Consider the following 20,502-nt stretch of genomic DNA (forward strand, 5'->3'; position numbering starts at 1 on the left):
GATTAGCTCTGACATTTCAGCGCCCCGCAACGCCTCCCGGCATGTTCCGCGCCCGCGCTGCAAATCCCCCGTGAAAGGCGTCCATCGAAATGTCCGCTCCCGTTCATGCAAAGGTCGTCATTATCGGCTCCGGCCCCGCCGGCTACACGGCGGCGATCTACGCCGCGCGGGCGATGCTTGAGCCGATCCTGATCCAGGGCATCCAGCCCGGCGGCCAGCTCACCATCACCACCGATGTCGAGAACTATCCGGGCTTCGCCGACGTGATCCAGGGCCCCTGGCTGATGGAGCAGATGGAGAAGCAGGCGGTCCACGTCGGCACCCGGATCGTCACCGACCTGGTCACCAAGCTGGAGACGGCGCAGCGGCCGTTCCGCCTCACCTGCGACTCGGGCGACGTCTATCTCGCCGATGCCGTCATCCTCGCCACCGGCGCGCAAGCCCGCTGGCTCGGGCTGCCGTCTGAAGCCAAGTTCCAGGGCGGCGGTGTGTCGGCCTGTGCCACCTGCGACGGCTTCTTTTACCGCAACAAGGACGTCGTCGTGGTCGGCGGCGGCAATACCGCGGTCGAGGAAGCGCTCTACCTCACCAACCATGCCTCGCAGGTCACCATCGTGCATCGCCGCGATCATTTCCGCGCCGAGCGCATCCTGCAGGAGCGCCTGTTCAAGCATCCGAAGATCAAGGTGATCTGGGACTCCGCCGTGGACGAGATCTGCGGCACCGAGAACCCGAACAAGGTCACCCATGTCCGCCTGAAGAACGTCAAGACCGGCGCGCTGACGGACGTGAAGACCGACGGCGTCTTCATCGCCATCGGCCACGCGCCGGCAACCGAGCTCGTGAAAGACCAGATCAAGCTGAAACCGTCGGGCTATGTCGAGGTCGCCCCGAACTCGACCGCCACCTCGGTGCCCGGCCTGTTCGCCGCCGGCGACGTCGCCGACGAGACCTATCGCCAGGCCGTGACGGCCGCAGGCCTCGGCTGCATGGCCGCGCTCGAGGCCGAACGTTTCTTGGCCCTGCGCGCCAGCGAGCGCGCGGCAGCGGAATAACGATCATGCCTCGAACACGCGACGGATTTACGGATATGGACTGGGACAAGCTGAAGGTGTTTCACGCAGCGGCGGAAGCGGGCAGCTTCACGCATGCGGGCGAGCAGCTCGGCCTGTCGCAATCGGCGGTGTCGCGCCAGGTCTCGGCGCTGGAGCAGGAGCTTTCGGTCTCGCTGTTCCACCGCCACGCCCGCGGCCTGATCCTTACCGAGCAGGGCGACCTCCTGTTCCGCACCGCGCATGACGTGTTCATGCAGCTGCAGGCGGCGCGCGCGAAACTCACCGACAGCCGCGAGCGGCCGAGCGGCGACCTCAAGATCACCACCACGCCCGGCGTCGGCATCAACTGGCTGATCCCGCGGCTCGGCGAGTTCACCGCGCTCTATCCCGAGATCCGGATCTCGCTGATCGTCACCGACGAGGAGCTCGATCTGTCGATGCGCGAGGCGGATGTCGCGATCCGCACCCGCAAGCCGACGCAACCGGATCTGATCCAGCGCAAGCTGTTCGCGATGGGCTTCCACGCCTATTGCTCGCCGGAATACATCAAGCGCTTCGGCACGCCGCGCACGCTGGAGGAGCTCGACTCCCACCGCATCATCACGCTCGCCGACGGCCACTTCGCGCCGCATCTGCAGAACCGCAACTGGCTGGTCGAAGCCGGGCGCAATGGCTCCGGTCCGCGCGAGGCCTATTTCAGGGTGAACAACATCCTCGGTCTCGTACGCGCCTGTCAGCAGGGCCTCGGCATCGCCGCCCTGCCCGACTACCTCGTCGAGGAACAGAGCAAACTCGTGCAGCTGTTCGGCGAGTCGGATTCGATTCAGCTCGATACCTATTTCGTCTATCCCGAGGAGCTGAAAACGGTGGCGCGCGTGCAGGTGTTCCGCGACTTCGTGGTCAGCAAGGCGCAGCGCTGGCCGTCCTAATTTCCGCATGACTGACATGCGGCCTCGGCTGTTGCTGGAGGCCGCTCGTCAAGCCCATACTGCTTGCACGCTGAGCCTTCGCGTTGCGCATTTGTCCCCCTCCTCCAGTGGCGCGGGAGTTCAGTAATCCCTCTTGGAAGGTGATTGTGTCGGCCTCACGTGGCCAATACCTAAGCCGGGCCCTTCGGGTCCGGCTTTTTTTTCGTTCGGATCGGCCTTCGCCCTCCGCGTGTATTGACAGTTCCACGCATACCCCGCATCATTCGCAAATGATCACGAAGTCGTGCGCAATCTCGTTCGAGGCCGTCGCCTCGAAAAAGGCCCCCATCCCGGGGCCTCGGATTTTTGCGCGCGCTAGCCAAGCTTCGTCATCGCCGCAAATCTTCGAAAACCCCGCCGCCTGGACGGGGTTTTTTTCATGTGCCCTCCGTCTCAGGTTTTTTTCCCGAGAAGGAGATGGAAACATGACTGGACTACACGGACAATTGCACGGGCTGTGGCTGCCGCTGGTGACGCCGTTCCACAACGGCGCCCTCGACGAGCGGTCGCTGCGGCGGCTGACGCGGCACTACAGCGCGCAAGGCATCGACGGCTTCGTCCTGGGCGCGACCTCCGGCGAAGGCATGACGCTGCGCGAGGCCGAGCTCGAACGTCTCGTCGCGGTCGTGAGCGAGGAGATGGCGGCCAGCCACCGCACCTTACCGGTCTGCCTTGGCCTGTCGGGCGCCGACACCGCGCGGCTGCAGGAACGTCTCGACGAGACCGCGGACTGGCCGATCGACGGTTATCTGATCGCGAGCCCCTATTACGTGCGGCCCTCGCAGCGCGGCCTGCTGGCGCATTTCGAGGCGCTCGCCGATCACGCGGCGTGGCCGCTCGCGCTCTACAACATTCCCTATCGCACCTCCGTGAACATCACCAACCAGACCATGCTGCGGCTCGCCGAGCACAGAAACATCGTGGGCCTGAAGGATTGCGGCGCGAGCCGCGAGCAATCCATCGCGCTGCTGCGCGACCGCCCAAAGGAATTCCGCGTGCTCACCGGCGAGGATGCGAATTATTTCGAGGCGCTCACCGACGGCGCCGACGGCGGCATCGTGCTGTCGGCCCATGTCGAGACCGCGACCTTTGCGGCCGTATATGCCGAGCACAAGCGCGGCAACCACGAGGCGGCGCAGGCGCGCTGGCAAGAGGTTGCCGAGTTGACGCGCCTGCTGTTCACCGAGCCGAGCCCGGCGCCGGCGAAGTACTGGCTGTGGCGATGCGGCCTGATCGACAGCCCCGAAGTGCGCCTGCCCATGGTGGAAGTCAGTAGCGAGCTCGCCGCCGCGATCGATCGCGAGATCGAGCGGCGGACGAAGGTCGCGGCGTAGCGGACTTCTCACGCCACCCCCGTGTCATTCCGGGGCGCGCGCAGCGCGAACCCGGAATCCATTCATCCGCCAACTCAGCCGCCCAATGGATTCCGGGTTCGCAACTTCGTCGCGCCCCGGAATGACGGCGGTCGGGCGACAGAGCGCCGCCTGTGGTTAACATCATCCCAACGGCCTTCGCGCACGCCGCATGCCGCATCCACGCCTCGTTTACGCATCTGTTCCTATCGTTGTCCTCTCAAGGCTTCTGACAGGGGGAATGACAATGGGGCATCGCATCCGGCCGACGGCCGCCCGGCAATTCGCGCCGGCCGATCTTTTGCAGGGAATTCTCGTCGTTTCGTCGTTCGGGTTCTGGGCGGTGATGCTCGGCCTGATGCCGGCGCTGCTGTTTCGAATCTGGCTGGCCTAAGGCGGCAGCGCGCGCGGATGGTTAAACGGCCGTCACAAATGCGTTCAAAATGCGCAGCAGCCTGCAAGCCGGAATCTTAAAACATCCCGGGTATCATTCACGCCCATAAGCGAAGAAATCGCGGGGGCGTATTGTGAATAGTCAGAATGAAATGGCGTCGCATTTCGACGCCGGATACGGCAAGCTGTCCACCGAGCAGAGCTTTACCACCGAGGACATTCTCTGGGCCGTCGGCATCTGGTCGGTGATCCTCACGCTGTCGCCGGTCATCGTGTTCTACATGCTGATGGTGGCGTAGGCCTTCAATTCGTCATTCCGGGATGGCGCGATAGCGTCAGACTCGGAACTCGAGATTCGGATTCGCCCTTCGGGCGCTCCGGAATTTACGAGTGAGACCTGAAAACGCAAAACGCGCGGACACCGCGCGTTTTTCGTCCGGGGAATGATTTATAAAAAATTACGCTGCCTGCTTGTGCATTGCGCCGGATGCCGACGCCGTGCCGCGAATGGCCTTCACTGAACGCTCGATCGCCGCCCACAGCCTTGCGATTTCCTGGGCCGCACGGCTCTCGGCCTGATACTCCCGCGCGCCCTCGCCGTGGCTCAACGCCATCAGCAGATCCGAACGGTTGGTGATCTGGCCGCCCCACACCGGCGCACGGAATTTCGCCAGGGCTTCGCGGGCGATGGTGACGATCGGGCTCTCGGCTTCGTCGCGCTTGGCCGGCGCACCGTTGAGCACGACCGCATAGGGCTTGCGCGCGGCGCGGCACATCTGGATGGTCTCCTGCACCGCGTTGACGTCGAACACGCCGGGACGGGCGGGAATCACCACCATGGTGGCGTTCTTGATCGCGTCGTCGACCACGGCCGAGAGGTTCGGCGGCGTGTCGATCAACACCCATTCATAACCGTCGCGCTTGGCAGCGGAGACGATGCCGCTGACGGAGTTCACGGCCGCCTTGATCGGCGGTTCGTTGGTGCCGCGCAGCTTGTGCCACAGCGTCAGCGAGCCCTGCGGGTCCGCGTCCACGAGCATGACCTGCTTGCTCGCCTTGATCTGTGCGGCAAGATGTGCGGCGAGGGTACTCTTGCCCGAGCCGCCTTTACGCGATGCAAAAACAATAACGTTCATACCTTCGGCCTCCAGATTGACCCCAGGCCGCGAAAATGAATCACCGCGCTGATTCGTGAAAGATAAATTTATCGAGAGTTGCGCTGCGGTCACGAAATAACAAGGCGTGCTGGCTTTTGAGTCACACTGCGACTTGCGAGGCGCGACACCAGACGCAGTCAGACACTGTGTTGTGTGCGTTTCTTGAGCATTCGTTCGGCACCAAAGCGGAATGCAACTTCACCGCGCATATCCGCTCCCGACTCTTTTCCGTCGCGCCTTTCCGTCAATGTCGCAAGCTGGCGCCAGCCTGCGCGAACAAAAGGAGTCCATTACCTTACGAGGTTTCGAGAGAGGACGAGGCCGCCGCACACTCAGCCGTCGCTGGTCTTCTTCTTGGTCGTCGGCTTGGCGGTCTTCTTGACGGTTTTGGGCGCGATGTTGGTCGGCTTGCCGGCGCGCTGCTCGCCCGGCTCGGGTCCGGGACGGAAGAACACCCGGCATGGCGGCGAGAGCTGCGCCTTCTTCCGGATCATGCAGGCGGTGATGGCATCGACGTTCGGAACGAACTCGCTGCACAGCCGCATCGCATCCGGCGTGCAGGCCTGCTGCTCCTCCTGGGTGTAGGCGAAGCCGGCGCCGGGCTGGACCAGCACGGCCAGGGCCATGGCGAGTGTTGCAGCAGCCAAGGATGTCTTGAAGCGAAGCGCCGGCATTAAGTCCCCCACATGTCGAGTCGAAGGGGATAGTGGGTGAACGGTGGTTCGTTGGCAACGAGGGCGGATGCGAAAGGTCGGAGCTGTGCGGTCTCGGCAACAGGGCGGTTAAAGGTCCTGTGTGCACTTTGCGGAGTCGTGCCAACCGACAGCTGTCATCCCCGCGACGGCGGGGATCCAGGATTCCAGAGGCGCCGGACGTTCCCTGAGAAGCCGCGGCGTACTGGATCCCCCGCCTGCGCGGGGGATGACAGCGGTACGCGGCGGAAGAGCGCCGACCCCGCCAAACAAAAATCGCGAAAACAACCCCATGCACAGTAGCAAGTCACGGTAATCGCTCGGCAATTATTAGGATTAAGCGAAGCCCCGTTTGACTTGTCGGGCAAAACAGGGGCATCATGGCAGGATCAAGAAGATGCGCGTGGGGCGGCCGGCTTGTCTCCTGCGCCGGTCGAAAAGCGCACGCGAGGAGAAGGTTGCATGGAAGGGAACGAAGCGGAGCTGCCGCTGTCGGGCGTCACGGTGGTCTCGCTGGAGCAGGCGATCGCGGCGCCGCTGGCGAGCCGCCACCTGGCGGATTGGGGCGCGCGGGTGATCAAGATCGAGCGGCCGGGCACCGGGGATTTCTGCCGGGACTACGACCACGTGATGAACGGCCTATCGAGCCAATTCGTCTGGACCAACCGCTCCAAGGAAAGCCTTGCCATCGACATCAAGAGCGAGGACGGCCGCAAGGTGCTCGACGCCCTGCTGCCGCAGGCCGACGTGTTCATTCAGAACCTCGCGCCGGGCGCGGCGGAGCGGCTCGGCCTCGATGCCGAATCGCTGCTGCGAAAACACCCCCGGATCATTGCCTGCGACGTCTCGGGCTACGGCCCCGGCGGCCCCTACAGCGACAAGAAGGCCTATGACCTCCTGGTCCAGTGCGAGGCCGGCGTGCTCGCCATCAACGGCACCGAGGCGGAGCCGGCCAAGGTCGGGCTGTCCGTGGTCGATATCGCCACCGGCATGTACATCCTCAACGGCGTGCTGATGGCGCTGTACCGCCGCGAGCGGACCGGCAAGGGCACGGCGTTCCAGGCCTCGCTGTTCGATTCCATCACGGACTGGATGAGCTATCCCGCCTTCTACACCCACAGCACCGGCCGGCCGCTGCCGCGCACCGGAGCGAAGCACGCCACGATCGCGCCCTACGGCCCGTTCCGGGTCGGCGACGGCACGACCGTCTTCTTCGGCATCCAGAACGACCGGGAATGGCGCTCGCTGTGCCGCATCGTGCTCGGCGATTCCGACTTCGCGGACGATCCGCGCTTCCGCACCAACCCGCTGCGCATGCAGAACCGCGACGAGCTGCAGGCGCATATCGAGCAGCGCTTTGCCGCCATGACCGGCGAGGCGGTGCTGCGGCTGCTGGACGAGGCCGGGGTCGCCAACGCGCATCTGAACTCGGTCGAGGCCTTCCTGAAGCATGAGCAGCTGCATGCGCGCTCGCGCGTGCAAAGCGTGGGATCGCCGTGCGGGCCGGTGATGAGCTTCCTGCCCGCGCTGACCATTCCCGGGCTGAAGCCGCGGATGGATCCGGTGCCGGATGTCGGGCAGCACAACGCGGCCATCATCAGTGAACTCGGCCTGGTGAAGGAGCCATGACGATGGCGCAGCAGCGGCCCACGCGGGCCTACCTCGCCGTCCCCGCGCATCGCGCCCGCCTTGTGGCCAAGGCGGCGGCCTCGATGGCGGATGCGGTGTTCATGGACCTCGAGGACGCGGTGCCGCCGTCGGAGAAGAGCCTTGCGCTTGGCGAGGCCGTGCAAGCCCTCGCCGCGCTCGACTGGGGCGACAAGCGCGTCACGGTCAGGATCAACGCGGTCGACAGCCCCTTCATCACGGAGGAGATCCGCGCGCTGGCGGCGCTGCCGCGGCTGGATGCCGTGATCGTGCCGAAGGCGGAGCGCATGAGCGACATCGTCTCGATTGCCGAGCAGTTGCGCGCGGCCGCGCCGGATCGCGCCGCGCCTGTGACGCTGGAATTGCTGATCGAGACCGCGCTCGGTCTCGTCAATGTCGACGCGCTCGCCGCCTGCCACGACAGCGTCGCCGCGCTGCATCTCGGCGTCGGCGATTTCGCAGCGTCGATCGGCGCCCGCACCTCCGACATCGGCGTGTCGCCGGACGGCTACCGCCATGTCGGATCGGCGCAAAGCGGCTATGCCACAGCGCCGCTCGACCTGTTCGCCTATCCCATGATGCGCCTCTTGGTCGCCGCCCGCGCGCGCGGGCTGATCGCCATCGACGGCCCCTGCGGCGCGTTCCGCGATGCGAGGCTGACCGAAAGCAGCGCACAGAAGGCAGCAGTGATGGGATTCGACGGCAAGCAGGTCATTCACCCCGACCAGATCGAGCCGACACTGCGCGCGTTCACGCCGACGGCCGCGGAGCTGACGCAAGCCCGGCGGATCGTCGAGGCCATGGAGCAGGCGGAGGCAAACGGCCAGGGCGCGGTGACGCTGGACGGCAAGATGATCGACTATGCCAATGTGCGCATGGCGCGCCGGATCATCGCGCTGGGATCGTAGTCAGGGATCTCGCATTTGAGAACTATTCCTGCGGCCATCCTTCGAGACGCCCGCTTTGAGCGGGCTCCTCAGGATGAGGACGGAGTGCGTGGCTGCAGTTCAAAAAGGCACTTACGCTTATTAGCCTCATCCTGAGGAGGCGCGTCAGCGCCGTCTCGAAGGACGAGGCGTGCGCACCTGCCGCCGCGCCAAGTCATATGCGATAGTCCTGGGAGCATAGCTGCGCATGGCCACCTTGCTGATCGTCGCGCCGGTGTTTGCGCTGATCGCCGCCGGCTATGCCGCGGTGCTGTTTCGCTTCGTCTCGGATAGCGCGCACAAGGGCATCAGCGAATTCGCCTTCAGCATCGCGATCCCCGCCCTGCTCTTCCGCACCATCGTCGTCTCGGAATTCCCCGACGTCAGCCCCTACCGGATGTGGGGCGCCTATTACGGCGCGCTGGCCCCTGACCTGGATCGCGGCGCTCGCGATCTCCGCCCTGCTCCGCGCGCGACGCGAGGACCGCGAGGTCGGCGTCGTGTTCGCGATCGGCTCGGTCTACGGCAACATCGTGATGCTCGGCATTCCGCTGGTGCTCTCCGCGCTCGGCAACGAGGCCGCAGGGCCGATGGCGCTGATCCTGTCGGTGAACACGCCGCTGCTCTGGCTCTGCGGCATCCTGCAGATGGAGCTGGTCAGCCGCAAGCGCACCGGCTCGCCGCTCTCGGTGATCCGCCCCGTGCTCGCCGACCTCGCCCGCAACCCCTTGATGCTGGCGATCGGCTTCGGCGTGGTCTGGCGCCTTGCCGGGCTCGGCCTCACCCCCGTCGTCGACAGGACGATCGAGCTGCTCGCGCAAGCGGGCTCGCCGACCGCGCTGATCGCGCTCGGCATCAACCTGTTTCGCTTCGAGGTGAAGGGCGAGAAGCTGAGCATTTTGGTGATGTGCGCGCTGAAGCTCGCCGCCATGCCGGCCGCGGCGTTCGTGCTGGCAAGACTGCTCGACCTGCCGCCGATCGCCGCCGGCGTCGTCGTGTTGTTCGCGGCGATGCCGACCGGCGCGAATGCCTACATCTTCGCGGTGCAGTATCAGCGGCTGGTGAACCCGGTCTCGGGCGCGGTGGCGCTGGGCACGCTGCTGGCGGCGATGACGTTGCCGGTGGTGGTGGTGTGGGTGGTGGCAGGAGGGACGTAGGCGGCTTGTCGTTTGCCGACACCGCTATGCGACAGCCTGGCCGGCGCGCCAGGCCATCTCCCAAAAGTCTGCCTCCAGGCGGGTGGCTTCCCTGAAGATCGCGATCAGCTCGGCCTCGCGGGCCGGCGTGGCGTAGCGATCGGCGAGATGCTCCATATGCGCCCGCGCTTTGGCCGCGACCTCCTGGTACGGCGCGCCGGCATATTCGTCGATCCAGACGCGATAGGCGTTCGTCGCAGCATCCGCACCGGGCCGCGAGGCGAGCCGCGTCGCGATCTCCGCGTACCCGATCACGCAAGGAGCAAGCGCGACCTTGAGCGCCAGCAGATCGCCGCGCATTCCCGCATCCAGCACGTAGCGCGTATAGGCCAGCATCTCGGCCGCCGGAGGGGCCTGTTCAAGATCGGCCGGGGACAGGCCCCATTCGGCACAGAGTTTTACATGCAGGTTCATCTCGACATCGAGGATGGCCGAGAGGCCGGAAGCTGCTTCACGCATGTCGGCAAGCCTGGGCGACTTGTAGACCGCGAGCGCGTAGGCGCGCGCAAACTCGATGAGGAACAAATAGTCCTGAACGAGGTAGTGACGAAACGCCGTTTCGGGGAGCGAGCCGTCCGCCAATCCGTTCGTGAAGGGATGCTCCGTATAGGCCCGCCACTCAGCGGACGCGGCTGTCTTGAGGCGCTCGAAGAAACTCACGATGTTTTCCGCCTGCTTGCTTGTCCATCAAACGTCATTGGCTCGCTACCGATAGCGCATTGCGAACGAAGGAGCTACGGTGGCGGCGGACAAAGCCGGCTTTGAGCGACGTTGCGGATGGGCCCCGCTTCGAGCCGCACTGATCGCTTGGCATCAACCTGCCCCGCTTTCGCGGTGAAGAGCGAGAAGCTGAGCATCCTGGTGATGTGCGCGCTCAAGCTGGCGGCCATGCCAACCGGTGCGAACGCCGACATCTTCGCGGTACAGCATCAGCGGCTGGTGAACCCGGCGTCAGGCGCAGTGGCGCTGGGCACGCTGCTGGCGGCGGTGACGCCGGTGGTGGCCTTGGGTGACGCGGTGAGGCGTCGAAGGTTTGGCCGGCGCCCCTGCACGGCCTCCCCCGCGCCCAAACAACAATCAGCGCAGGCCGAAGAACGAGAGCACCGCAGCAATTACCACGACCAGCCCGATAATATAGATGATACCGTTCATAGCTCAGCTCCCTCAGCTTTTCAGTCCTGCCGCAGCTACAAACACCCGAGGGTCTGGAAAGGTTCGCCGGGTCCGGCCGCTGTTTTCTGGCGAAAGCGCGGAACGAAAACGAGCGATCCCGCCCGGCCCCCGAGCCATCGCGCCGTCGTCCAAGTCCGTTTTGCCTTTGCACGCAAAGGTCGCTAAGCTGCCCCGATACACATTGCAGGGAGGGGCAGATGGCAAACCGCGAAGATGTGCTCGCATTGATCAGGGCCGCCTACGCCGCGCGCGACGGTGGTGACACCGACAGCGTGGTGTCGGCCTTTCATCCCGAGGGCGCATTCACCCTGATGGGCAACAAGAGCGCGCTCGAATTGACAGGAACAAAGCAGGGCCACGCGACCCTGCGCGAAGCTTTCCGTCAGTTCACCGAAGGCTTCGGCTTCGAAGGCCGCGAGATCCTCGCCGAGCTGGTCGACGGCGATCGCGTCGCCGTCCACTCCCGCGTCACCGTGCGATACAACCCGACCGGAAAGGCGGTCGGCACCGAGATCCTGGACCTGTTCAGATTCCAGGACGGCAAGATCGTCGAGCTGATCGAGTTTGCGGATACGGCGCAGATCAAGGCGATGGTCTCCTGACGTGCGATGAGATGGATTGAAGCGTCCTTGCGCTACGCCAGAAGATGAATGTCGGTCGGCTCTGGTTCTGCACCCGCTGCCGTCAACATCGCGTGGACCTGACCTCGATGGTGGGCCTGGTGGTTGAAGAGTTGAACAACAACGAGGGTCTTCGGCTTCTCGATCCGAGTTGAACCGTCTCCAGGATACCAAACAAGCATCCCGTTCAGGTCCGCGTCGCGCAATCGCGCCACCCACGTTTCGATTTCTTCATTCCGTTGCAAGCGGAGCGCCTTGAAGGCCTCCCAATCCGAGGGACTTGTGAGGGAGTGCTTGATGGTTTCCTCGGGACGCGCGTTCCCTTTCAGTCGCTCCAGTATCAGGGCATCAGCCCAATAGAGATGGTTCAATGTAGCTGCAATCGACTGGAAGAACGCCCCTCGATCCTTCCAGCGATCCTCGTGCGTCAGCCCGTCGGCGGCCGCTACCAAAGAGGCGTTCTGCCAAGTGTTGTAGCGGGCCATGAGCCGGCAGTATTCGGCTGAGATCATTTTCTCAGGCTCCAAAGGTTGTCGATGTTGGCTGATCTCGGGTTGTTGCCCTAGACGTGAGACAGCTACAGCTACGGTGACAGTCCAGCGCGTAGGATGGGTTGAGCCCTCCCGAAACCCATCTAGCCTGCTTCGTCATAGCGACACATCACGACAGCGTACCGTCGCGACTTCAATTCCGGCGGATGCTTTTTCACCGTCAATCTGGCGGAGCCGAAGCTACCGACGCACCATGCCGCGCGTCGGAGAGCTGAAGCCGAGAAGAGATGGGTTTCCCAAGGGCTCAACCCATCCTACGTGCTGGTTGTCGATGAACGTCCTGGGTGCGCTACCGATATCGCAATGAGAAGCGGGGAGCCACGGTGGCTACGGACAAATGACGTGCCCGGGGGGTGATGGTGGGGCGTTGACGAGGTGGCAGTCTCGACTTCCGAAGGGCAAACTCAAGCCGGAAACGGTCTTCTTGCTGAGGATTCAAAGCACTATGCGCCTGAACCAGGCTTGGCTACAATCCCTGCGGGAAACGGAGGGGGCGGTATGAGCGACGAAGCAGAAGCAGAGCCGAAGGCTGCTAAGGGAAAGAAGCCGGCGAAGAAGGGAGTCAGGAAGACGAAAAAAACGAAAAAGGCGGTCGTTGACCCAAATAGTGCGAAGGGCAAGCCTTGGACCTTCCCGAAGAATAGCCTTGAAGATGCTATCCGTATTCCGAAGGAGATCGAGGAGAAAAATGCGGGTAACCCAATGCCCGTCGATGATCTAGTAACTGCCGTCGGTTTTAGGTTGGTCAGCGATTGGCGCTTCCAAGACTTGCTTCGCTCCGCTGACCAGTACGGCCTCGTTGAACGCACCGGAGGTACGGTGAGCCTCACAAAGCTGGGCCAAGACGTTGTCGCGCCGAGTTCGCCGAGCCAACGCTCCGAGGCTCTGCTCTCCGCATTCCGGAGCGTCAAGGATTTCCAAGCCGTTGAACAGTTCTACGGCGGAAAACGCATTCCCGAAGACGAGTTTTTCTTGAACACTTTGACGCGAGAATTCAGCATTCCGCGTGATCGCGTGGATACGTTCGCCAAAATTTTCGTAGAGAATCTGAAGTTTCTTCGCGCGTTTAATCCATCGAATGTCACGGATACGCAATCACTCCCTGACGAGGTAATACCGGGGACGACTCCGCCCGATAAAATTCCTTCGTCGACGCCGCCGCGCGAGCCACGCATTCGCGAATTTCTCGATACTTGTTTCGTGATGATGCCGTTTGGATCGTGGTTCGATCGCTACTACCAGGAGATCTATACGCCAGCCATTAAGGAAGCTGGATTTGAGCCCGTCCGGGCTGACGAGCTGTTTACGACGGGCAGCGTGGTTGAGCAAATTTGGGAACAGATTCAAAAAGCAAAAGTGTTGCTGGCCGATCTATCAGGAAAGAACGCCAACGTGTTCTATGAGTTGGGGCTCTCGCATGCCGCAAAGAAACCTGTGGTATTTACATCGGGCCTAGTGGATGACGTTCCTTTCGACCTAAGGCACCTCAGAGTCATTATTTACGACATCCGTGAACCTGAGTGGGCCCCTCGCCTCCGTAAGAGCATTTCAGATTACCTTCGCAATGCGATGAAAGAGCCGGAGAAATCGATACCGCATCCCTTCCGCTTCATGGAAGAGGCAGGACAAGCTCCCACCCGCTTAGGAAGACGCTCATAGTCCTTAACGCGCTTCCGCTAAGATTACGAGGGCGGTGCACTTAATAAGCAACTTTTCCGGTTGCTTGGCTTGGCCGACGCCACCCCCGAAACGGCCCAGAGCAATGTCCAAATCGTGCGTGAAACACCGTTCGCTAAGCGGTTTTCCGATATCGCGTCAACTGGCCATCGAACCGCGAGTAGGAAGTTCGGGACTCAGGCCTTCGTTTTCGGTTGAACCGCCGGGCCCAAGAGACTTTTATGGTTTTCGCTGACGTCTTCACACTTCTTCATGCAGTTGCAAATGGCGTTAGCAACATCACCACGAAGCTTGGACACCATCGTGAAGACGAAGCTTCAGCAACGGTTTCGCCCATAGCAAGCCTCCTTAGGTGTTACCTGCGCACGCTCCTAGAAACCGTTGAGATCCGATGACCAAAGTTTCAGGCAATCAGAAATCGCTCGATGATTGGTACAGTTGGGTGGGCTCGAACCACCGACCTCCTGTTCCACAGACAGGCGCTCTAACCAACTGAGCTACAACTGCATCCTGGCGAGCCGCCCTCAAGGGGGGCCTGAAAAGGCCATCGACCTAGGGGGGCTGGACGGGGCGGAAACTAGGTGCAACGGCCCGGTTTGGCAAGGCCGCAATGGGGTGAAAAACCGGCTGAGATCACGTTCGGTGCGATGGAATCGGGCGCGATGGCGGGCATCGAGGGCTGCGCTGCCCTGCCGCCTACTCCCCGGGCGGAGAGAACCCTCACCCGCCGCCCTGCGATGCTTCGCATCGCCTGGCGCCGGCCTCTCCCGCGCGCGGGAGAGGCGAAAAAAACCGGGCCTTTCGGCCCGGGTTTCCTGAAGTTCAAACCTGCCTCACCGCTCAGGCGGCGGACGGAATGTACTTGGAGGCCGAGGCCTTGATCGGCTCGGCAGTCTCGGCGGCGACGCGCTGGGTCAGCTCGACCAGCTCCTTGGCCTGGGACTGCAAGGTCTCGAACTGCTTGCGGGTGTGGCCGGTCCACAGCTCCAGCGCTTCCGACGGCGACTTGGCGCCGAACAGCTGCTGGGCGAAGTCGAGCTGGGCGTTGCTGTTGGCCTTCATGAACTCGACCAGCTTGGCGGTGTACTCGCTCGCGCCCTTGGAGGCCGAGGTGAACACGGCCTCGACGGTGCCGTTGTGGGTCTCGGCGGCGTCCTTGAACTTGGCGTAGCTTTCGCGGGCCTGCGACACGCCCTTCTCGGCGAACGCACGCATCTGCTCGGGAACCTCGAACGGAATGATCGAGGCAGAAAACGGATCAGTCGCACCTGTCATGGTTGTCCCTCACGCTAATTGAAAAAATGGAGTGAGCCTTCTGGCGCGCCCGCCGGCCCCTCATCGGGCCCTCGCATTCAGCGGGTACGAAGACTGGAAACGCGAAACGAATGAGATGGCTCGCCCAGCGCCCAGCACTATGGCTCCCTATCATGTCAATATTGTGCAGCGCAACGCGTCAGGAGGGTGCGTTGCGATAATTTAATCTCGGGGAGGGCGAGGTCCCGGTCAGGGGGAACCGGGGGTTGAGGTGGGGAAAGTGGCCGCCGCCGTCATTCCGGGGCCCCGAGCGAAAGCGAGGGAGCCATGGTGCGCAATTGCGCACCTGAGAATCCATCGGGCGGCAGAGCCGGAGGATGGATGTTCCAGGTTCGCGCTGCGCGCGCCCCGGAATGACGAGCTGTGGGGAGGCTGGCAGCCAGCGCTACAACCGATGCTCTGGAGGCCCTGCCCCTCTCGAATCCCTTGGATGCACTCGGCCGGCGGCTTGCGGGGGTGGCGGGATTAAGGTTATCGCGGCTTTGGGATACCGGCGGAGGGGCGAGCCGTGGACCTGCGCGCGGGCGCGGGCGATACTAACCCTTTCTTAAGGCTGTCATTCCCGGCAGCCGCCAGCGTCCAGCGTGAGACTCAAGCCGGTCGGATGACAAGTTCGGATTTCCAGTTGCGAGGGGTGGGCGATCCGCGGCTGGCCGTGCATGCGACCTCCGCTTTGCCGGCCTGGCTGTGGTCGATCGACGGCGCGCGCGTGCTATGGGCCAATCCGGTCGGCGCAAGGCTGTTCGGTGCGGCGCATAGCGCGGCACTGGCGGGCAAGGTGTTCGGCCCGGCGGACCCGCATCGCCGCCAGGTCGCCCGGCTCGCGCGCCAGCTGCCGGCGAACGGCAGCGTGCGGCTCGAACGGCTGCGCGGCTTCGGCGCAAGGCTCGGCACGCTGATGACCTGCGCCTGCAGCCGGCTCGACTTTGCCGACGGCAGCCATGCCGTGCTCGTCACCGCGATGGATCCGAGCCTGCGCGGCATGCCGCTGATCGAGCGGCTGCATCGCCTGGTGGAAGGCGCGAAAATGCCGATGGCGGCGTTCGCGCCCGACGGCCTGTTCGTCGGCGCCAGCGACGCCGCCCGCGCCCTGCTCGGCTTCCGCGATATCGGCGCGGCCGGGCTCGAGCAGGCGCGCAGCGACGCACTGCGCGACGGCCGCGCCGAGACGCCGATCGGGATCGGCCAGATGGTGCTGCAACGGGTCGGCCGAGGCGCCGATGTCGGCCTGGTCGCGCTGATCGAGCCGGCGGCCGCCGCGCAGTCCGGGCCTGCCCGGCATATGCCGGCCGAGCCCGTGCCTGAGAGCAAAGCAGATAGCGCGAGCGAGGCGCCGGTTGAATCCGCGCCGCAAGCCGCCGCGACCACACCGAGCGAGCCGCCATCGCCGCAGGACGCCTCGGCCGGGATCTCCTTGTTCGATGCGTTCGCCGAGCCGGCCGAGACGTCCGCAGCCGAGACGATCGCGCCCGACGTGCAGGAGACGGTCGAGCGCGCGGTCGAACCGACCGAGCGGGATCCGGCGCATGAGCTGGCCGGCCAGGCCGCCGACATCGCGGCAAAGACTCCTGGTTGAAAACCCGCCGGAAGCCATCGTGCCGCCGCAAGCCGCGCCGATCACGTCCGGCATGGTCGAGCCGCCGTCGGGCCAACAGCCGCCCGCACCGCGTCAGCATCCGCTGCGCTTTCTCTGGCAGACGGATGCGGAGGGCCGCTTTGTGCTGCTCTCCGACGAGTTCATCCGCCTGATCGGCGCGCGCACGGCTGGCGGCTTCGGCCGTCCCTGGCGCGAGATCGCCGAGGCGTTGTCGCTCGATCCGGAGGGGCGCATCGCGCAGGCGCTGGCAAGCCACGACACCTGGGCCGGCATCAATGTGAACTGGCCGACCGACGGCGGCGCGCAGCTGCCGGTCGAGCTCGCCGGCCTGCCGACTTACGATGCCGCGCGCAATTTCGCCGGCTTCAAGGGCTTTGGCGTCTGCCGCGATCTCGACGCCCTCAACCGGCTCGATGCGCTCCGGCGCTTCGAGCTGATCGCCGAGCCGCCGGCGCAGCACGGCCCGGCCGCCGATGTGGTCCAGCCCGACGCCGAGCCGGCGGAAGAGCCCGAGCCGGTGGCGGAGGTGCCGCCTCCGCCGATCGAGCCGCCCGGACCCGAGCCGACCGCCGAAGCCGAAGCCGAACGACCCGAACCCAGCAGCGACGCGACTTCACAGCCAAAAGATCCGGACATCCCAGTGGAAACGCCCGTCGAAACCCCGCCCAATGTCGTTCCGTTCCGCCCGGCCGGCGATGTCAGATCAGCCAGCGATCAGAGGTCGCCGACGCTGACGCCGGTCGAGAACAGCGCGTTCAACGAGCTCGCCCGGCAATTGTCCGAACGGCCTCGAGCGCGAGCGCGAGACGATCGCGGACGCATCCGAGCCCGTGACGGAGATCACGACCGAGCCGCCGGCGCCGGAGCCTACGCCGCCGCAGGCTGCAGCCGAATGGCTGACCGAGCCGGCGCCGCCGCCGCGCGGGATGAGCGCGCGCGACCGCGCGCTGCTCGACCTGCTGCCGACGGGCATCCTGATCTACCGGCTCGACCGCCTGCTCTACGCCAACCCTGCGTTCCTGGCGCGCATGGGCTATGCCGACATCCATGCGCTGGAGGATGCCGGCGGGCTGGACGCGCTCTATGTCGAGCCCGGCGTGTCCGCGGCGAGCAGCACCTCGCAAGGCGGCACGCCCGTCACGATCAGCGCGACCGTCGCCAACGGCGACACGCCGCTTCCGACCACGAATGCGCATTTGCACACGATCGACTGGGACGGCGAGAGCGCGCATGCGCTGATCTGCGCGCTGCCGCAGCCGGCACCCGCCGTCGCTGAGCCTGTCATCGCGGAGATGGTTGTCGCAGAGACGGTCGTCGCCGAAACCATTGTCCCGGATCCCTTCGCTTACGCTCCCGAACCCGAGCCCGCGGTCGGCGAAGCCGAGGCGGAAGATCTCGCCGCGATCCTCGACACCACGGCCGAGGGCATCGTGATGTTCGATGCCGAAGGCAACATCCACGCCTGCAACCGCAGCGCAGAAGCGCTGTTCGGCTATGACGGCACGGCGCTGCTGGAGCAGAATTTGCTGACGCTGTTCGCGCCCGAGAGCCAGCAGATCGTCGTCGACTATCTCGAAAGCCTCAAGAGCCAGGACATTGCGAGCCTGCTCGACCACGGCCGCGAGGTGCTGGGGCGCGAGAAGAAGGGCGGCGTCATTCCGCTCGCGATGATCATGGGCCGCACGCGGCCCGACGGTCCGAACTTCTTCGCCGTGTTCCGCGACCTCTCCCAGAGCAAGGCGGGCGAGAGCGAGCTGGCGCAGGCCCGCCGGCTCGTCCACAGCGCGGCCAACGCCAAGGCCGACATGCTGGCGCGGATCAGCCACGAGATCCGCACGCCGCTCAACGCCATCATCGGCTTTGCCGAGGTGATGATCTCGGAGCGCTTCGGCGCGCTCGGCAACGAGCGCTACGGCGAGTACATGAAGGACATCCGCGCCTCCGGCGAGCGCGTCATCGCCATCATCGACGATCTGCTCGAGCTGTCGCGGATCGAGACCGGCAAGCTCGACCTCACCTTCGCCGACCTCAACCTCAACGACCTCGTCGAAGCCTGCGTGACGGTGATGCAGCCGCAGGCCAATCGGGAGCGCATCATCATCCGCACCTCGCTCGCGCATGCGCTGCCGCAGGTGACGGCCGATGCGCGCGCGATGCGGCAGATCACCATGAACCTGATCTCGAACTCGATCCGGCTCGCCAGCGCCGGCGGCCAGGTCATCGTCTCCACCGCCACGACCGACCGCGGCGAGATCGCACTTCGCATCCGCGACACCGGCCACGGCCTGTCCGAGCGCGAGGTCGCGGCGGCGATGGAGCCGTTCCGCACCCCGCCGCCGGGCGACGCCGCGGACAGCGCGGCGCTGAACCTGTCGCTGACCAAGGCCCTGGTCGAAGCCAACCGCGCCCGCTTCAACATCAAGAGCGCCGGCCACGGCACGCTGATCGAGGTGGTGTTCGCACCGGTGCCGGCGAAGGCGTGAGGCGCTCACTGGCTTGCGGGCAGACCGCGCGCCAGTACCGCCGCCTGCTGCAGGCTGACGCCATTGGCGAGCGGATCGGCGTGGCGGTGCGCCAGGTGCCACTCGCTTCCCACGCGCCGGTAGACGAGCGTCACGCGCAAGGCCCATTCCTGCGCGGGCAGCCCTCCGACCTCGACGCTGTCCCGCTCGATCAGCGCCAGAACGACCATGTCCTGCGAGCCATAGGTCTGGACGACCTCCTGCCTGTGCGTGCCGTTGCGGAAGAACCGGCCCATCCGCTCCCACCTTTCGGGCGTGTACTCAGCGGCCTTTGACGGCACCCCGCCGAACGGCGACATCAGCACGAAATCGTCGGTGATGGAGATCATCTGCCGATAAGCCGCGACGTCGCCGCGCATCAGCGCCGCGTTCGACTGCTGCGTATGAGCAAGCAGCTTTGCGATCACGTCGTCGGCCGTCGCCGCCTCGGCAACGACGAGCGGCATGCACGCCATCCCTGCGAGCGTGTGACGCCTGGACATGGCAGCGGACGCGGCTGCGCGATGCGGATCTTGACGGTTCTTCATGCGAGGGCTCCGGTGTTGACGGTTCATGCGGTTGCACGAGGCGTGAATGCCGCTTTGATCGTGATGAAGCCAGTGATAAGATCTCAGCACTATGCTGAATCCTGCTCAGCTTGCCCGTGTCGACGTCAGCCTGCTCGTGGTGTTCAGCACCGTGCTGGAGGAGCGCCAGGTCCTGCGCGCGGCCGACAGGCTCAATCTCACGCCGTCGGCAGTGAGCCACGGACTGCGGCGGCTGCGGCGCATCTTCCACGACCCTCTGTTCCTGAAGACGCCGAATGGCGTGAAGCCGACGGAGCGTGCGCTCGCGCTTGCCGGTCCCGTCGCCGAGCTCCTGTCGCGCCTCGACGCGATCGTATCGTCGGCCGCACCCTTTGACGCAAGAACGGCGAGGCGTTCGTTCGCGATCGGCGCACCGGATGCGCTGGCCGCCGTCTTTCTCGGCTCACTCCTCGAGATCCTGGCCCGGGAAGCACCGGGGATCGACATCCGGCTGCTGCAATTGATGCCGCAACGTCAGGGCAAGTCGTCGAGTGAGGTCTGGCAGGACACGCTGTCTGAGCTCGATCTGCACCGGCTCGACCTCGCCGTGCTACCGACCGGTCCGCTGCCGTCGCGTTACGCCGAACGACTATTGTTCGAGGAGGACTTCGTCGTCGCCATGCGCAAGGGCCACCGCATGGCCCGCAAGGTCACGCTCGCTGCCTATCTGGCGGCACCGCATATGCTGGTCTCAGCGATCGGCGATGCGCTCGGCATCGTCGATGTCAGGCTTGCCGAGCGCGGCCGTTCCCGCCGCGTTGCGCTGACCGTGCCCAATTTCATGATGGCGCTGGCGCAACTCGCCGAGAGCGATTTCATTGCGACCTTGCCGCGTCATCTGGTCGAACGCCATGCCGCGCGCTTCGATCTCGTGATGCGTCCCGTGCCGTTTCCGTGGACGCCGGACCCGGTGCGTGTGGTCACCTCCCAAGCCGCGATCGCGGATGCCGGTGTCGCCTGGCTGTTCGAGACGGTGGCGCGCTGCATAGGTGCAGTGTCGCATGCAGCGCCCAAGCGTCGCGCCTTCGCCTGATGCCGGATAACAAAAAGGGGCACGGCTTGCGCCCTGCCCCTTTGCGTTGATCAAGGCGCCTTG

Annotated in this window: 18 protein-coding genes, 1 tRNA gene and 2 pseudogenes; 14 read left to right on the plus strand and 7 right to left on the minus strand. The window is 64.8% G+C overall.

Annotation, left to right across the window (positions count from 1 at the left end):
* Positions 1-89 precede the first annotated feature (89 nt).
* The 5 genes from trxB to ACETMP_RS17690 all read left to right on the plus strand — a co-directional run bounded on the left by trxB (position 90) and on the right by ACETMP_RS17690 (position 4,067).
* Positions 90-1,055, plus strand: a complete 966-nt coding sequence (trxB, locus tag ACETMP_RS17670) for a thioredoxin-disulfide reductase (RefSeq protein WP_375157186.1) — start codon at positions 90-92, stop codon at positions 1,053-1,055.
* A 5-nt stretch (positions 1,056-1,060) separates the two neighbouring features.
* Positions 1,061-1,984 (plus strand): LysR family transcriptional regulator, encoded by a 924-nt coding sequence (locus ACETMP_RS17675; protein WP_028134465.1) that lies wholly within the window; start codon positions 1,061-1,063, stop codon positions 1,982-1,984.
* Between the two features lie 464 nt (positions 1,985-2,448).
* A complete protein-coding gene (gene dapA / locus ACETMP_RS17680; protein ID WP_375157187.1) occupies positions 2,449-3,357 on the plus strand; it encodes a 4-hydroxy-tetrahydrodipicolinate synthase in 909 nt (302 codons plus the stop codon).
* Between the two features lie 265 nt (positions 3,358-3,622).
* On the plus strand, positions 3,623-3,769 hold the full coding sequence (locus tag ACETMP_RS17685; protein WP_375157188.1) for a hypothetical protein: 147 nt from the start codon (positions 3,623-3,625) through the stop codon (positions 3,767-3,769).
* 151 nt (positions 3,770-3,920) lie between these two features.
* Positions 3,921-4,067 (plus strand): hypothetical protein, encoded by a 147-nt coding sequence (locus ACETMP_RS17690; RefSeq protein WP_155253294.1) that lies wholly within the window; start codon positions 3,921-3,923, stop codon positions 4,065-4,067.
* Positions 4,068-4,226: 159 nt separating this feature from the next.
* On the opposite strand, the gene ACETMP_RS17695 is transcribed toward ACETMP_RS17690, so the two are convergent.
* Together ACETMP_RS17695 and ACETMP_RS17700 are read right to left on the minus strand one after the other, a co-directional pair.
* Positions 4,227-4,904, minus strand: coding sequence for a ParA family protein (locus ACETMP_RS17695; RefSeq protein WP_025032179.1), 678 nt, complete (start codon positions 4,902-4,904; stop codon positions 4,227-4,229).
* Positions 4,905-5,257: 353 nt separating this feature from the next.
* On the minus strand, positions 5,258-5,599 hold the full coding sequence (locus ACETMP_RS17700) for a hypothetical protein (RefSeq protein ID WP_375157189.1): 342 nt from the start codon (positions 5,597-5,599) through the stop codon (positions 5,258-5,260).
* 480 nt (positions 5,600-6,079) lie between these two features.
* Here ACETMP_RS17700 and ACETMP_RS17705 point away from each other — a divergent pair, with 480 nt between their 5' ends.
* From ACETMP_RS17705 to ACETMP_RS17720, 4 genes and pseudogenes are all read left to right on the plus strand, one after another.
* Positions 6,080-7,246 (plus strand): CaiB/BaiF CoA transferase family protein, encoded by a 1,167-nt coding sequence (locus tag ACETMP_RS17705; RefSeq protein WP_375157190.1) that lies wholly within the window; start codon positions 6,080-6,082, stop codon positions 7,244-7,246.
* Entirely contained in the window at positions 7,243-8,172 is a 930-nt protein-coding gene (locus ACETMP_RS17710; protein ID WP_375157191.1) for an HpcH/HpaI aldolase/citrate lyase family protein, read from the plus strand. The genes ACETMP_RS17705 and ACETMP_RS17710 overlap by 4 nt, the downstream gene beginning before the upstream one ends.
* Positions 8,173-8,398: 226 nt before the next feature.
* Positions 8,399-8,500 (plus strand): annotated as a pseudogene (locus tag ACETMP_RS17715) (AEC family transporter); the annotation flags it as partial.
* Positions 8,451-9,347: an AEC family transporter gene (locus ACETMP_RS17720; RefSeq protein ID WP_375157192.1), complete on the plus strand. Its 897-nt coding sequence runs from the start codon at positions 8,451-8,453 to the stop codon at positions 9,345-9,347. The pseudogene ACETMP_RS17715 and the gene ACETMP_RS17720, both read left to right, overlap by 50 nt.
* Positions 9,348-9,371: 24 nt before the next feature.
* Here ACETMP_RS17720 and tenA read toward each other — a convergent pair whose 3' ends face one another.
* A complete protein-coding gene (gene tenA, locus ACETMP_RS17725; RefSeq protein WP_375157193.1) occupies positions 9,372-10,046 on the minus strand; it encodes a thiaminase II in 675 nt (224 codons plus the stop codon).
* A gap of 174 nt (positions 10,047-10,220) precedes the next feature.
* Between tenA and ACETMP_RS17730 the strand changes: the two genes are divergently transcribed.
* Positions 10,221-10,724, plus strand: a complete 504-nt coding sequence (locus tag ACETMP_RS17730) for a hypothetical protein (RefSeq protein WP_375157194.1) — start codon at positions 10,221-10,223, stop codon at positions 10,722-10,724.
* Between the two features lie 32 nt (positions 10,725-10,756).
* Positions 10,757-11,161: a nuclear transport factor 2 family protein gene (locus tag ACETMP_RS17735; RefSeq protein ID WP_375157195.1), complete on the plus strand. Its 405-nt coding sequence runs from the start codon at positions 10,757-10,759 to the stop codon at positions 11,159-11,161.
* A gap of 32 nt (positions 11,162-11,193) precedes the next feature.
* Here the strand turns inward: ACETMP_RS17735 and ACETMP_RS17740 are convergent, their stop codons facing one another.
* Positions 11,194-11,691, minus strand: a complete 498-nt coding sequence (locus ACETMP_RS17740) for a DinB family protein (RefSeq protein ID WP_375157196.1) — start codon at positions 11,689-11,691, stop codon at positions 11,194-11,196.
* 537 nt (positions 11,692-12,228) lie between these two features.
* On the opposite strand from ACETMP_RS17740, the gene ACETMP_RS17745 reads away from it, so the two are divergent.
* Entirely contained in the window at positions 12,229-13,389 is a 1,161-nt protein-coding gene (locus ACETMP_RS17745) for a hypothetical protein (protein ID WP_375157197.1), read from the plus strand.
* A 448-nt stretch (positions 13,390-13,837) separates the two neighbouring features.
* Here the strand turns inward: ACETMP_RS17745 and ACETMP_RS17750 are convergent.
* Positions 13,838-13,914 (minus strand) — tRNA-His (locus ACETMP_RS17750).
* 333 nt (positions 13,915-14,247) lie between these two features.
* Entirely contained in the window at positions 14,248-14,682 is a 435-nt protein-coding gene (locus tag ACETMP_RS17755; RefSeq protein WP_375157198.1) for a phasin, read from the minus strand.
* 643 nt (positions 14,683-15,325) lie between these two features.
* On the opposite strand from ACETMP_RS17755, the pseudogene ACETMP_RS17760 reads away from it, so the two are divergent.
* Positions 15,326-18,801, plus strand: a pseudogene (locus ACETMP_RS17760) (PAS domain-containing protein).
* A 5-nt stretch (positions 18,802-18,806) separates the two neighbouring features.
* On the opposite strand, the gene ACETMP_RS17765 reads toward ACETMP_RS17760, so the two are convergent.
* The gene (locus tag ACETMP_RS17765) at positions 18,807-19,286 is read right to left on the minus strand and encodes a YybH family protein (RefSeq protein ID WP_375157199.1); all 480 of its coding nucleotides are present in this window, start codon (positions 19,284-19,286) and stop codon (positions 18,807-18,809) included.
* A gap of 172 nt (positions 19,287-19,458) precedes the next feature.
* Between ACETMP_RS17765 and ACETMP_RS17770 the strand changes: the two genes are divergently transcribed.
* Positions 19,459-20,439, plus strand: coding sequence for a LysR family transcriptional regulator (locus ACETMP_RS17770; RefSeq protein WP_375157200.1), 981 nt, complete (start codon positions 19,459-19,461; stop codon positions 20,437-20,439).
* The last annotated feature ends 63 nt before the right edge of the window (positions 20,440-20,502 follow it).

It is taken from the genome of Bradyrhizobium dasycarpum (genome assembly GCF_042019905.1).
Classification (GTDB): Bacteria; Pseudomonadota; Alphaproteobacteria; order Rhizobiales; family Xanthobacteraceae; genus Bradyrhizobium; species Bradyrhizobium japonicum_B.